This window comes from Sphingomonas sp. UYP23, assembly GCF_054059235.1.
On the sequence record NZ_JBSSBX010000001.1, the window covers coordinates 2,969,015 to 2,981,776 of the forward strand.

Annotated in this window: 14 protein-coding genes; 5 read left to right on the top strand and 9 right to left on the bottom strand. The window is 66.3% G+C overall.

The window, feature by feature from the left end:
- Positions 1-227: 227 nt before the first annotated feature.
- The 9 genes from ACVWYO_RS14650 to ACVWYO_RS14690 form a co-directional block, all read right to left on the bottom strand.
- Positions 228-983 (bottom strand): phosphoadenylyl-sulfate reductase, encoded by a 756-nt coding sequence (locus ACVWYO_RS14650; RefSeq protein WP_189675401.1) that lies wholly within the window; start codon positions 981-983, stop codon positions 228-230.
- On the bottom strand, positions 976-1,473 hold the full coding sequence (locus ACVWYO_RS14655; RefSeq protein ID WP_457351989.1) for a DUF934 domain-containing protein: 498 nt from the start codon (positions 1,471-1,473) through the stop codon (positions 976-978). Before ACVWYO_RS14655 ends, ACVWYO_RS14650 begins: the two co-directional genes overlap by 8 nt.
- Entirely contained in the window at positions 1,466-3,154 is a 1,689-nt protein-coding gene (locus ACVWYO_RS14660) for a nitrite/sulfite reductase (RefSeq protein ID WP_457351991.1), read from the bottom strand. Before ACVWYO_RS14660 ends, ACVWYO_RS14655 begins: the two co-directional genes overlap by 8 nt.
- A 1-nt stretch (position 3,155) precedes the next feature.
- Entirely contained in the window at positions 3,156-3,452 is a 297-nt protein-coding gene (locus ACVWYO_RS14665) for a DUF2849 domain-containing protein (protein WP_133189805.1), read from the bottom strand.
- Positions 3,449-4,237, bottom strand: coding sequence for a uroporphyrinogen-III C-methyltransferase (gene cobA, locus ACVWYO_RS14670; RefSeq protein ID WP_457351994.1), 789 nt, complete (start codon positions 4,235-4,237; stop codon positions 3,449-3,451). Before cobA ends, ACVWYO_RS14665 begins: the two co-directional genes overlap by 4 nt.
- A gap of 92 nt (positions 4,238-4,329) precedes the next feature.
- Positions 4,330-4,542, bottom strand: coding sequence for a hypothetical protein (locus ACVWYO_RS14675; RefSeq protein WP_457351996.1), 213 nt, complete (start codon positions 4,540-4,542; stop codon positions 4,330-4,332).
- Positions 4,543-4,565: 23 nt separating this feature from the next.
- Positions 4,566-5,021, bottom strand: a complete 456-nt coding sequence (locus ACVWYO_RS14680; protein WP_457351998.1) for a GAF domain-containing protein — start codon at positions 5,019-5,021, stop codon at positions 4,566-4,568.
- On the bottom strand, positions 5,014-6,426 hold the full coding sequence (astD, locus tag ACVWYO_RS14685) for a succinylglutamate-semialdehyde dehydrogenase (protein WP_457352000.1): 1,413 nt from the start codon (positions 6,424-6,426) through the stop codon (positions 5,014-5,016). Before astD ends, ACVWYO_RS14680 begins: the two co-directional genes overlap by 8 nt.
- Before the next feature lie 191 nt (positions 6,427-6,617).
- Positions 6,618-7,976, bottom strand: a complete 1,359-nt coding sequence (locus tag ACVWYO_RS14690) for a protein adenylyltransferase SelO family protein (RefSeq protein ID WP_457352002.1) — start codon at positions 7,974-7,976, stop codon at positions 6,618-6,620.
- A 62-nt stretch (positions 7,977-8,038) separates the two neighbouring features.
- Between ACVWYO_RS14690 and ACVWYO_RS14695 the strand changes: the two genes are divergently transcribed.
- The 5 genes from ACVWYO_RS14695 to ACVWYO_RS14715 all read left to right on the top strand — a co-directional run bounded on the left by ACVWYO_RS14695 (position 8,039) and on the right by ACVWYO_RS14715 (position 12,733).
- Complete coding sequence (locus ACVWYO_RS14695; RefSeq protein WP_457352004.1) at positions 8,039-8,899, top strand: alpha/beta fold hydrolase; 861 nt, start codon at positions 8,039-8,041, stop codon at positions 8,897-8,899.
- A 171-nt stretch (positions 8,900-9,070) separates the two neighbouring features.
- A complete protein-coding gene (locus tag ACVWYO_RS14700) occupies positions 9,071-9,832 on the top strand; it encodes an SDR family oxidoreductase (protein ID WP_457352006.1) in 762 nt (253 codons plus the stop codon).
- Positions 9,829-10,944: a glycoside hydrolase family 130 protein gene (locus ACVWYO_RS14705; RefSeq protein WP_457352008.1), complete on the top strand. Its 1,116-nt coding sequence runs from the start codon at positions 9,829-9,831 to the stop codon at positions 10,942-10,944. The genes ACVWYO_RS14700 and ACVWYO_RS14705 overlap by 4 nt, the downstream gene beginning before the upstream one ends.
- A gap of 46 nt (positions 10,945-10,990) precedes the next feature.
- Positions 10,991-11,578, top strand: a complete 588-nt coding sequence (locus ACVWYO_RS14710) for an NADPH-dependent FMN reductase (protein ID WP_457352010.1) — start codon at positions 10,991-10,993, stop codon at positions 11,576-11,578.
- A gap of 12 nt (positions 11,579-11,590) precedes the next feature.
- Positions 11,591-12,733, top strand: a complete 1,143-nt coding sequence (locus ACVWYO_RS14715; RefSeq protein ID WP_457352012.1) for a glycosyltransferase family 4 protein — start codon at positions 11,591-11,593, stop codon at positions 12,731-12,733.
- Positions 12,734-12,762 lie beyond the last annotated feature (29 nt).

Below are 12,762 nucleotides of genomic sequence, written 5' to 3' on the forward strand. Positions count from 1 at the left end.
CGCCGAAATGCGTCGAAGCATGGACCTGGTTCACGCAAGCTGAAAGCCGCGGTGCGCGGCGTCGCTCCTCCCCTCCCTGGAAGGGAGGGGGCGGGGGTGGGGCGGCCCGTGGCAGGCGTGACGTTCCCATTGAGAGCAACCCACCCCCAGCCCCTCCCTTCCAGGGAGGGGAGGCATCACTGCAGTCTCGCGGAGCCGTGTGCAGTCAATGCAATCGGGTCGGACGCCTAAAAAACCGGCTCCTCGCCCGGTTTCTCGGGCACGTGAATACCGCACTCGACCTTCTCCCACCCGCGCCAGCGGCCCGAGCGGGGGTCTTCGCCGGGGAGTACCTTGCTCGTGCACGGCGCGCAGCCGATCGAGGGATAGCCTTCGGCTTCCAGCGGATGACGCGGAAGCTTGTGCTCTTCGAAATAGGCGTCAAGCTTGGCCTTGTCCCACGCCGCGAGGGGATTGAGCTTCAGCCGGCCCTCATCCTCCTCGAAGCGCGGCATCGCCTGGCGGGTGCCCGCCTGGAAGCCCTTGCGGCCCGAGATCCAGGCATCGAATGGTGCCAAAGCTCGGCGCAGCGGCTCGACCTTGCGCAGGTCGCAGCAGCCGTCGGGGTCGTAATTCCAGCGCAGGCCCGTCGCGTCCTTCGCCGCGAGCAGCCGCGGGTCGGGGCGGAAGACGCGCAGGTCGGTGAAGCCGAGCGTCTCCGACAGCTCGTCGCGGTACGCGAGCGTCGCACCGAAAATCTTTTGCGTGTTGAGGAAGATGACCGGAATGTCCTTGTCGACCTGCGAGATCAGGTGGAGCAGGACCGCGCTCTCCGCGCCGAACGACGAGACCGCCGCAACGCGCCCCTTGAGCTCGCCGGTGAGCAGCTCGCCGAGCATGTCGCGCGTGTCGACGCCGGCGAAGCGTGCCTCCATCGCCGCGGCATCGGCGGGGGAGAAGGGGGCGACGTCGATCAGGTCGAGCTTGCGCAGCGCGTTACCCATGCCGCAGCGCCCAGATCGGCACGCGCCCGTCGGCGGCCTTCTGATAGACGTTCTCGTAGCGCTTGAGCGATGCCTCGAGCGTTGCGGGATCGACCTCGGATTCGGGCGCGAAGCTGTCGAAGCCGCAGCGTTGCATCAGCGGCATCTGATCGACCAGTACATCGCCCTGCGCGCGCAGTTCGCCGGTATAGCCGGCCTCGCGCAGGATCCGCGCCGACGAATAGCCGCGCCCGTCGCGGAAGCTCGGGAAGCTCACCTCGATCAGCGCGATCCGGTCGAGATACGGCAGCAGCGCGCGCGCATCGTCGCCCGCCTCAAGCCGCACCGCGGTCGCGTTGGTTTGCGCATCGAGAAACGCGTCGAGCGTGACGGCTGGCTCGTCGAAACTCGCGTCGCCCCGGCGCAGGCCGGGGCCGCCCTGCGGCTGGGCCTCCGCGTCCAACGCAGCGGCCCCGGCCTGCGCCGGGGCGACGGTGATGGGCTTATCCATAAAGCGCTTCCTTGAACGGCTCCATGCCGATGCGGCGATAGGTATCGAGGAAGCGTTCGCCGCCCTCGCGCTGCGCCAGATAGACGTCGGTGACCTTCTCGACGGCATCGACCACGCCGTCCTCATCGAATCCGGGCCCGGTGATCTTGGCGAGGCTGACATCCTCCGCGCCCGACCCGCCGAGCGAGAGTTGGTAATTTTCGACGCCCTTCTTGTCGACGCCGAGAATGCCGATGTGCCCGGCATGATGATGCCCACAGGCGTTGATGCAGCCGCTGATCTTGAGCTTCAACTCGCCGATGTCGCGCTGGCGCGCGGGGTCGGCGAAGCGCTCGGTGATCTTCTGCGCGAGCGGGATCGAGCGCGCATTGGCGAGGCTGCAATAATCGAGGCCGGGGCAGGCGATGATGTCGCTGATCAGGTCAAGATTGGCGGGCGCGAGGCCGGCCGCGTCGAGCTGCTGCCAGATCGTATAGAGATCGGCCTTGCGGACATGCGGCAGGACGATGTTCTGCGCATGCGTCACACGCAGCTCGTCGAAGGAATAGCGCTCACCGAGATCGGCCATCAGGTCAATCTGCGCCGAGGTCGCATCGCCCGGGATGCCGCCGGTCGGCTTGAGGCTGATCGTGACGATCGCGTAGCCCGGCTGCTTGTGCGCGGCGGTGTTCTGGTCGACCCAGAGCAGGAAGTCCGGATCATCCGTCGCCCCGGCGGAGGCCGGGGCCGCTGCGTTTGGGGCACCCGCGGCGTCCGACATTCCAGCGGCCCCGGCCTCCGCCGGGGCGACGAACGGAGGATCGGCGAAGAAGGCGGTGATCCGGTCGAACTCGGCCTTGGGCGGATCGAGCCCGAGCGCCTTGACCGCGACGAACTCCTCCTCGACCTGGCGGCGATATTCATCGGGACCAATCTCGTGGAGCAGGATCTTGATCCGCGCCTTGTAGATATTGTCGCGCCGGCCGTAGCGATTGTAGACGCGCAGGCACGCCTCGAGATAGCTCAGCAGATCGTCGCTGCCGACGAAGTCGCGGATCTCGTGGCTGATCATCGGCGTGCGGCCCATGCCGCCACCAACGAAGATCTTGCCGCCGAGCTCGCCGTCGCGGCGGACCATCTGGATGCCGATGTCGTGCAGCCGCATCGCGGCGCGATCCTCGTCGGCACCGATCACCGCGATCTTGAACTTGCGCGGCAGGTAGGTGAATTCGGGATGGAAGGTGCTCCACTGGCGCAGCAGTTCGGCCCAGATGCGCGGATCGGTCACTTCGTCGGCGGCGGCGCCGGCATATTGGTCCGACGAGATGTTGCGGATGCAATTGCCGCTCGTCTGGATCGCATGCATCTCGACCGTGGCGAGCTCGGCGAGGATGTCGGGCGCGTCCTCGAGCTTGATCCAGTTGAACTGGAGGTTCTGCCGCGTGGTGAAATGCCCATAGTCGCGGTCATATTTGCGCGCGATGTGCGCGAGCATGCGCATCTGGCGGCTGTCGAGCGTGCCATAGGGAATCGCGACGCGCAGCATATAGGCGTGGAGCTGCAGGTAGAGGCCGTTCATCAGCCGCAGCGGCTTGAACTGGTCCTCGGTGATCTGGCCGGCGAGGCGGCGCTTCACCTGGTCGCGGAATTCCTCGACGCGGGTGTCGACGATCTGCTGGTCGTATTGGTCGTATTTGTACATCTCAGATTACCCAGCTTCCAGCCATCGGATCGGCCGGCTTCAACGTCAGATCGGCGCGCACCGTAGGACCGAGCGCGCGGATGCGGTCCTTGATGTGCGCGGGGCGGGGGCCGTCTGCGGTGAGCGTCGCGTCGATCACATAGGGGACGTTGACGCGGCGCGCGCCCTGCTCGGCATGCGCGATGCTCTCGCCCTGGTCGGCGACGTCGCACGCATCCTCGATGTGGCGCGACCAGCCCGAGCCGGTCCACCACACCACGTCGCCTGTCGGCAGATCATTCCCGGTCAACACTCTCACGCAACGGACTCCGCAATCTTGGCCCAGGCGCCGAGCTTATCCTCGGCGTCCGACAATTCGACGACTTCGCCGACGACGATGATCGCCGGGCTCGCCACTGCCTCGCGTTCGACCATATGGCCGAGATCGGCGAGCAACGTCCGGATCGCGCGCGCGCCGCTGAGCGTCCCGCGCTCGAGCACCGCGACCGGCATTTCGGGGGCAACGCCATCGCGCATCAACTTGTCGGCGATGTCGTTGGCGGTGGCGACGCCCATATAGATGACGAGCGTGCGGCCCTTGCCCGCTAACCCCGACCAGTCCTGGTCGGAAAGCCCCTTGCACTGCCCGGCGACGAAGCTAACCGCGCTTGCGTAATTGCGGTGGGTAAGCGGCAACATCGCCTCGGCCGCACAGCCGAGCGCTGCCGAGACGCCGGGGATCACTTCGACCGGCAGGCCGGCGGCGCGCACGGCTTCGACTTCCTCGCCGCCGCGCCCGAAGATGAACGGATCGCCGCCCTTCAGCCGCACGACGATCGCGCCGGTCTTCACATGCGCGACGATCAGCGCGTTGATCGCCTCTTGCGGCAGCGTGTGGCGCGCGCGTCGCTTGGCGACCGAGATGCGCTGTGCGGTAGCCGGCGCGAGGTCGAGCACACGCGGGTCGATCAGCCCGTCATGCACCACGACATCGGCCTGGCCGAGCGCGGCGACCGCGCGCACGGTCAGCAAACCGGGGTCGCCGGGACCGGCGCCAACGAGGATGACGCGCCCGCGCGCGGTAGGATCGAGCAATGTGGCCATCGTTGTCAGATGGGCTGGACCAGCGCGCGCTTCAATTCAAGCTTGCTTGGGGGCGGGGTAGCCAAACTTTTGCCGACTCCTCCGCTGGGGGATCACGCTTTGTCGTGCAACTCCTTGACGCGGCGCGCGAGTTTGGCGGCTTCGTCGATCAGCATTGCGGCGACTTCGGGCTCGCGTTCGCGGATCGCGATGGCCAGGCAGTTGTCCGACTCGAGTTTCAACTTGCGCGCGCGGGGAGTGGGGCCATCGGCCACTTTGTCGTGTTTCACGCCAGGCCCAAAGCATTGGAACGCCAGCGGTTCCATGTGTTTGCGACCAAAGGTGCCGCTCAGGCCAGCAACGCCCCGATTTCCGCGGCGAAGCGTTCGAACAGGATCGCGATGGCGGGCGTGCCGATCGGCCGCGCCTGCGGATCGATCGCGCACAGCGTCCCGAAGAACGCGCCATCGGGCAGGCGAATCGGAAAGGAGATATAGCTTTCGAACCCGTACAGGATCGGTGTCGGGTGCGTCCGCCAGTCGGGATTGCCCGATACGGTGTCGATGATGACGGCTTGCCCGCTTTGGCGGATTTCGTCGCAGATCGTGGTCTTCAGCGCGAGTTCGTCGCCCGCCTCGAGCCCGAATTCGATCCGATCGAGGACCTGGCAGGCGATCCAATGGCTGTCGGTCACGCGCGCGACGGCGGCAAAGCCCATCGTCGAGATGTCGCAAATCCGCTCCAGCATCGCCGTGACCGCGGGATCCGCCCGCAACCGTTCGACGCGGGATGCGTCTTCACCCATCGCGTAACCCCACCCCGATGCTTGCCCGTGCCTGATCGGCCTCGCTCGATACCACAGGATAGGCGCAATAGTCCGCCGCATAATAGGCGCTCGGACGGTGGTTGCCCGACCAGCCGATGCCGCCGAACGGCGCCTTGGACGAGGCGCCGTTGGTCGGCTTGTTCCAGTTGATGATCCCTGCGCGCGCATTCGCCCAGAACTGGTCGTACAGCGCCGGATCCTGGCTGAGCAGCGACGCCGACAGGCCGTAACGCGTGTTGTTCGCCTCGGTGATCGCATCGGCGAAGCTGGTCTTGCGGATCACCTGGAGGATCGGACCGAACAGTTCGATATCGGGCCGGTCATTGAGGTCGGTCGTGTCGATCAACGCGGGACGCAGGAACGGGCGGTTGGCGATCGGGCGCTCGAGATGCTGGATCGGGCGGCCGCCGCGCATCATCAGTTCGAGGAAGCTTTCGGACAGCAGGTCGGCGCTGTCATTGTCGATCACCGGTCCCATGAACGGTGCGGGGCTGGCGTGCGGCTCATCGACGATGATCCGTTTCACGATCTTGATGATCTCCGCCATCAGCGGATCGTAGAGCTTCTGGTCGACGATCAGCCGGCGCGCGGCGGTGCAGCGCTGGCCCGCCGAGGTGAACGCCGATTGCACGACGACGACCGCAGCAGCGTGGAGATCAGGCGAATCCCACACGATGATCGGGTTGTTGCCACCCATTTCGAGCGCAAGGATCTTCTCGGGCCGCGTCGCAAACGCGCGGTTCAGCGCGATGCCGGTATGTGCCGATCCGGTGAACAGCAGTCCGTCGATCCCGTCATGCGCGGCGAGCGCCTTCCCCTCGGCTGCGCCGCCGATCAGCAGGCGCAGGCAGCCCTCGGGCACGCCGCCGGCGTGGAAGCAGCCGACGAGAAACTCGCCCGTCGCCGGGGTCTTTTCGGACGGCTTGAAAACCACGGCATTGCCCGCGAGCAGGGCTGGGACGATGTGGCCGTTCGGCAGATGCGCCGGGAAATTATAGGGCCCGAGCACCGCCAGCACGCCGTGCGGTTTGTGGCGCAGCGCCATGCGGCTGCCCATCTGCGCTTCGAGCCGGCGCTGCGGGGTGCGCTCGGCATAGGCCGTTACCGAGATATCGACCTTCGCGATGACCGAGTCGACCTCGGTATGCGCTTCCCACAGCGGCTTGCCGGTTTCCCGAGCGATGATGTCAGCAAAGGCGTCGGCGCGCGCGCGCACGACATTGGCGACGCGGCGCAGCGCCTCGACGCGATAGGCGAGCGGTTGGGCCGCCCAGCCTGCCCAGCTCGCGCGGGCGGCGGCGACTTCGGCGTCGACATCGCCGATCGCGCCGCGCCAAAGCTCGGCACCGGTGGCGGGTTCGTAGGAGAGAAGTTCGGACGACATTTACTCGGTCCTTGCCTTAGATCGCGACGGGAATCCACTACTCTCCCTTTCCCCTTGTGGGAGAGAGAAGGGGCCCGCTCGCGTAGCGAGGGGGAAGGGTGAGGGGGACGTCGATGGCGCAACCGCCGCCACATCCCCTCACCCTTCCGCGCGTGCGGCGCTCCCTCCTTCTTCCACAGGGGGAGAGGGGTTTAGGCCAGCGCGTCGCCCATGGTTCGGATTTGCGCGATCTTGGCGTCGAAGGACGTCCAGTCGTCGCGCTGGTCGATCACCGCCCAGATGGCCTCGACCTCGTCGATCAGCATCGCGCACGGTTCGCCGTGCCAATAGGCATGATCGCGGGCTTTGCGGGGCGCATAGGGTTCCAGCGCCGCGCGAAGCTCGTCGAACGCCGCGCCCTCGGGCGCGACGCCGCCGAACGCGTCGAAATAGAAGCGGTCGATTCCCAGGCCGCTGGTGCGCAACCCGCGCTCGATCGCCTGGACCAGCGCCCGGTCGCTCGTCGGATCGCGCGGGGCGACGCCGAGCCGCCACAGGATCGCCGCCGAGACAGCGTTCTGATAGCGCTCGGCAAACGTATCGAGCACCGCGATCAACGGCTCGGCCTCAACCAAGGCGCGCAGCGAGATCGCGAGCTGGGTCGCGTTCCAGTGGATCGCCTCCGGCTGGCGCCCGAAGGCGTAGAGTCCGGCATGGTCGAAATACGCGGCGGTGAAGGCCGGGTCCCAGGTCGGCGCAAACCGCCATGGGCCGTAATCGAAACTCTCGCCGGTGACGTTGATATTGTCGGTATTGAGCACGCCGTGGACAAAGCCTGCCGCCATGTAGCTGGCGGCGAGGGTCGCGGTGCGATCGACCACCAGGTCGAGCAAGCGGACCGGCGCATCGGCCCCGGGTTCCTCGCCATACAGGTTGCGCAGGACGTACCCGACGAGCCGCTCCATCGCCTCGGCATCGCGCAGATAGGCGAGCCGCTGGAAGGTGCCGATGCGGATATGCCCGTGGCTGAGCCGCACCATCGCCGCCGAACGAGTCGGAGAGGGCTCGTCGCCGCGTTCGAGCGCTTCGCCCGTCTCGATCAACGAGAAGGTCCGCGATGTGTTGACGCCCAAAGCCTGCAGCATCTCGGTCGCGAGGACTTCGCGCATCCCGCCCTTGAGCGTGAGGCGCCCGTCGCCGAAGCGGCTCCACGGCGTCGTGCCCGATCCCTTGGTGCCGAGGTCCATCAACCGACCGCGCTCATCGCGCAGCTGCGCGAACAGGAAGCCGCGGCCGTCGCCGATCTCGGGATTGTAGTTGCGGAACTGGTGGCCGTGATAGCGCAGGGCGAGCGGCTGCTCGAGGCTGCCGGGCAGCGGATCGAACCGGCCGAAATGGCGCAGCCAGTCGGTGTCGCTTATCCCGTCGAGCCCGACTTCGGCCGCCGCGCGATCGTTGCGGAAGCGAAGGACGGTCTGCGGAAAGTCGGCGGCGGCGACCGGATCGTAGAAGCCGTCCCCCAGTTCGAGGATGCTCGTTTCGGGGCGACAGCCTTGCGGGGAAATGCTCATGCGTGGATATGGAGGGCGCCCGTAGCGCGGCGCAACCCCAGGATCCGGCGCAGGACTCGACAATGTCGCCTTATGAAAATCGATATTGGTGGTCCAAGGACGGCGTCCGGCTGCATTACCGTGACTATCCCGGACCCGCCGATCGTCCGCCGATCCTCTGCCTGCCCGGCCTCACGCGCAACGCCCGCGATTATGACGATCTCGCCCGCCGCCTCTCGTCCGAATGGCGCGTGATCGCGATCGATCTGCGCGGGCGCGGCGAGAGCGGCTATGCCAAGGATCCGATGAGCTATGTCCCGCTCAGCTACGTCCAGGACGTCGAGGCGTTGCTCGGTGAGCTTGGCGTCGATCGGTACGTCGCGTTCGGCACGTCGCTCGGCGGGATCGTGACGATACTGCTCGCCGGCACGGCGCACGAGAGTGTCGCTGGCGTGCTGCTCAACGATGTCGGGCCCGACATCATGGCCGAGGGTCTGTCGCGGATCCGCGGCTATGTCGGCAAGTCGAACACCTGGCCGACCTGGCTCCACGCCGCGCGCGCCGTCGCCGAGGTGAATGGCGACGTCTATCCCGCTTTCACGCTCGAGGATTGGCTGGCGATGGCGAAGCGGCTGTACCGTCTCAACAGCGCGGGCCGCGTCGTGCTCGATTACGACATGAAGATCGCAGAACCGTTCCGCGTGCCGGGCAACGAGGCCGGGCCCGACATGTGGCGCGCGCTCGACGTGCTGAAAACCGTGCCGACGCTGATCGTGCGCGGCGCGACGTCGGATGTCCTGTCGGCCGCGACTGCCGAGAAGATGGTCGCCGCGCTCGACCATGGCGAGCTTGTCACGATCGACCAAGTCGGCCATGCCCCGACCCTGAGCGAACCCGCTGCGGTGGCGGGGATCGAGCGTCTATTGTCTCGAATTGCGATCTAGTTTTCCTCCCCTCCCTGGAAGGGAGGGGCTGGGGGTGGGTCGGCCTGAAGAGAGGGCTGCCGCCGCCACGGGCCGACCCACCCCCGACCCCTCCCTTCCAGGGAGGGGAAAAGAAGAGGCGGAACCGCGCTTACCCCGGCGCGTCTCCATACAACATAACAGGAGCCCTGCATGAAGACCGTTACCGACGCGCATACCGCAATGACGAGCCTCAAGGGCAAGCGCGTCGCCATCACCGGTGGCACCACCGGGATCGGCCGCGCGATCGCCGTATTGCTCGCGGCCGAGGGCGCCAAAGTGTTCATCTGCGGGCGCAATCCAGAATATCTCGACGATGCCCTTGAGCGCATCCGCGAAGTCGGTGGCGAGGCCGAGGGGATCACCACCGAGCTGTCCGATCCCGAGAACGTGCTGAGCTTCTTCAAACAGGCGAGCGATTATCTCGGCGGGATGGACTGCGCTGTGATCAACGCTGCGGTCGCCGCGGGCGGCCTGACGCAGATGAGCGAGCCCGAATTGCGCTATGCGATCGCGGTCGACTTCACTGCCTATCTGCTCAGCGCGCATGCTGCGGTCGATGCCTTGCAGGGGCATGGCGACATCATCCTGATCGGCTCGATGAGCGCGCACGTGCTCGGGCCGAGCTCGACCGTCTATGCCGGGATCAAGGCGGGCATCGCCGCTTTCTCGGAAGCATTGCGCCGTGAGCTTGGCCCCAAGGGCATCAAGGTCGGCCTGATCGAGCCCGGCAAGACCGGCTCGAACATGCAACTTCCCGACATCACGTCCGAGGAGCAGCGCAAGATGATCCACGAGGAAACCTCGCTTCGCGCCGAGGACATTGCGGTCGGCGTACATTATATGCTGACCCAGCCACGGCGGACCGTGATCCAACAGCTCGTGATTTCCCCGCGGGCGCAGGAGGGTGAATGACCTTTTCGCATGATGCCTTGATCTTCTCGCCCGGCGACGTCGATCTTTCCCGCTCGCCGCTGGCGGGGAAGGTCGATGCCGAGACCTATGTGCTCGGCGCGTTCAACCCGGGCATGACGCGGCTGCCGAATGGCAATCTGTTGCTGATGGTGCGCGTCGCCGAGGCGCTCAAGACGCCGATCCACGATCAGCATATCCACGCGATCCGCTGGACCGAGCATAGCTACGCGCTCGATGCCTGGCCGCTCGAATATGTCGACACCGCCGACCCGCGCAAATTCATGATGCGCGGCGGCGGGTGGAAGGTGATGGCGCTGACCTCGCTGTCGTGGCTGCTGCCGGTCGAGCTCAATGCCGATGGGACCAAGGTCGAGCAGGTCCACTACGACAAGGCGATCGCGCCGCAGGCACCGTATCAATGCTACGGCGTCGAGGATGCGCGGATCAGCAAGGTCGGGCACCGCTATCTGATGACGACCTGTTCGGTCAGCCCCGAGCGGCATTCGACGACGCTGTACAGCTCGGCCGACGCGCTCGACTGGAAGCTCGAGGGGATCGTGCTCGATCACCAGAACAAGGACATGCTGATCTTCGAAGGGCTGATCGGCGACAAATATTATGCGCAGACGCGCCCGCTCGGCGATCTGTACTTTGCCTATCCGCCAGGGAGCGAGTGGCGTTCGGGGCCGTCGATCAACCTTGCGAGTTCGCCTGATGCGCTCCACTGGAAGCCGTACGACAAGCCCGGCATCCGCCCGCACGCGAAGACGATGGCGACCGCGCGGATGGGCGGCGGCGCGCCGCCGATCCTGACCGATGCGGGTTGGCTGACGCTGTGGCACGGCGTCGAGCCGATGGGCGTGGTCGGCGTGTACCGCACCTATTGGTCGGTGCTCGACCGCGACGATCCGAGCGTGGTGTTGCGCACCTGCCACGATCCGCTGATCGAGGCCAATCCCGCGCTGACCGAGCCGATCAAGAACCTGATGTATCTCCACAATGTCGTGTTCACGACCGGGATCGCAGATGCTGGAGATCACTATGTCGTGGCGAGCGGCGAGGCCGATCTCGGGTGCCGCATCACGCACATTGCGAAGAGCGCGTTCGCCTAACCTCATCCCCCTCCCGCAAGCGGGAGGGGAGTATTAAGGCAAGCGCATGACTCAGACTTCCCCAACGCTCGTCATCGCCGGCAGCCTCCGCCCGACGCGCATCTCCCCCAAGATCGCCGCCTGGATCGCCACGCTCGCCCGCGAAACCACCCACACGGCCTTCGAAACCGTCGATCTTACCGACTGGCCGCTCCCGATGGACGACGAACCCGGGATGCCGCAGGCCGGCCATTACGCTCACGACCACACCCGCGCCTGGAGTGCCAAGATCGCCGCAGCCTCCGGCTTCGTGTTCGTCATGCCGCAATATAATGGTGGCTATCCGGCGCCGCTCAAGAACGCGATCGACCATCTCTATCGCGAATGGGCCGGCAAGCCCGCGCTGATCGTCACCTATGGCGGCCACGGCGGTGGGCGCGGTGGCGAGCAACTCGCGCAGGTGTGCAGCTTTGTGAAGATGAAGCCGCTTGAAACCCGCCCCGCGCTGTCGCTGCCGCGCGAACGGATCGAAGCGAATGACGGGCAGATCGACCCGGCGGTCGACTTCGCTGCGGAGCGCGACACCCTATGTTCCGCCTTGGCGGAATATGCCGTGGCGCTTGCGACAGATGACGCCGCTGTCATTTCGCGCTAACGCCGCGCGCAAATGAGCCGGCCTGTCAACATTCTGCACTTGCACTCGACCTTCTCGCTCGGCGGCAAGGAAGCGCGCGCGGTGCGTCTGATGAACGCGTTCGGCGACCGTGCACGCCACACGATCGTGTCGAGCATGGACGGCCAATACGGCGCGCGCGATGCCATCGCCAAGGGCATCGACTATGAGATTGCGCAGGATCCGCCGCCGCTGACCGGGTCGCCCTCGGTCAAGCGCTACGAGGCGATCGCGGCGTATATGCGCCGCTTCGATCTGGTGCTGACCTATAATTGGGGCGCGATCGACGGGGCGATGGCGCGGCGCGTCTCGTCCAAGGGCGTGCCGCCGCTGGTCCATCACGAGGACGGTTTCAACGCCGACGAGGCGAAAGGCCTCAAGGCCGAGCGCAACATCTATCGCCGTTTCGCGCTGACCAAGGCGGCGGCGCTGGTCGTGCCGTCCGAGACGCTCGAAGGCATTGCGCTGAAAACCTGGAAGCAGCCGCACGAGCGCGTCCACCGGATCGCCAACGGCATCGACACTGCGCGCTACGCGATCCCGCCCAAGCCCAATGCGATCCCGGGCTTCAAACGCAAGCCTGGCGAAGTGGTGATCGGCACGCTGGCGGGTCTGCGCGAGGTCAAGAACCTCCCGCTGCTGGTGCGCGCGTTCGGCGGCATGTCGAGCCGCGCGCGGCTGATCATCGTGGGGGAGGGGCCCGAGCGCCAGGCCATCCTCGATGCCGCCGAGCGGATGGGGGTGGCGGACCAGGTGCTGCTCCCCGGCTTCCTGCCCAACCCGCAGGCTTATATCGGGCTGTTCGACATCATGGCGCTGTCGTCGAAGTCCGAGCAATTCCCGATCTGCGTGCTCGAGGGAATGGCGGCGGGGCTGCCGATCGTCTCGACCCCGGTTGGCGACGTGCTCAAGATGGTCGTGCCTGAGAATTCCAGTTTCATCGAACGGCGCGATCAGGAAGTGTTGATCCGCGACGCGCTCGAGTCGCTGGCGCAGGCGACGCCCGAAGCGCGTAAAGGGCTGGGCGAACTCAACCGGCGCAAGGCGGTCGCCGAATATGACGAAGCGACGATGATCGGACGCTATGCCCGGCTGTACGGCAGCGTTATCGATCGCCCCGCTGCATTCGCGGAATAGAGATTTGCCCGGGTGGGCATCCAGAGCGT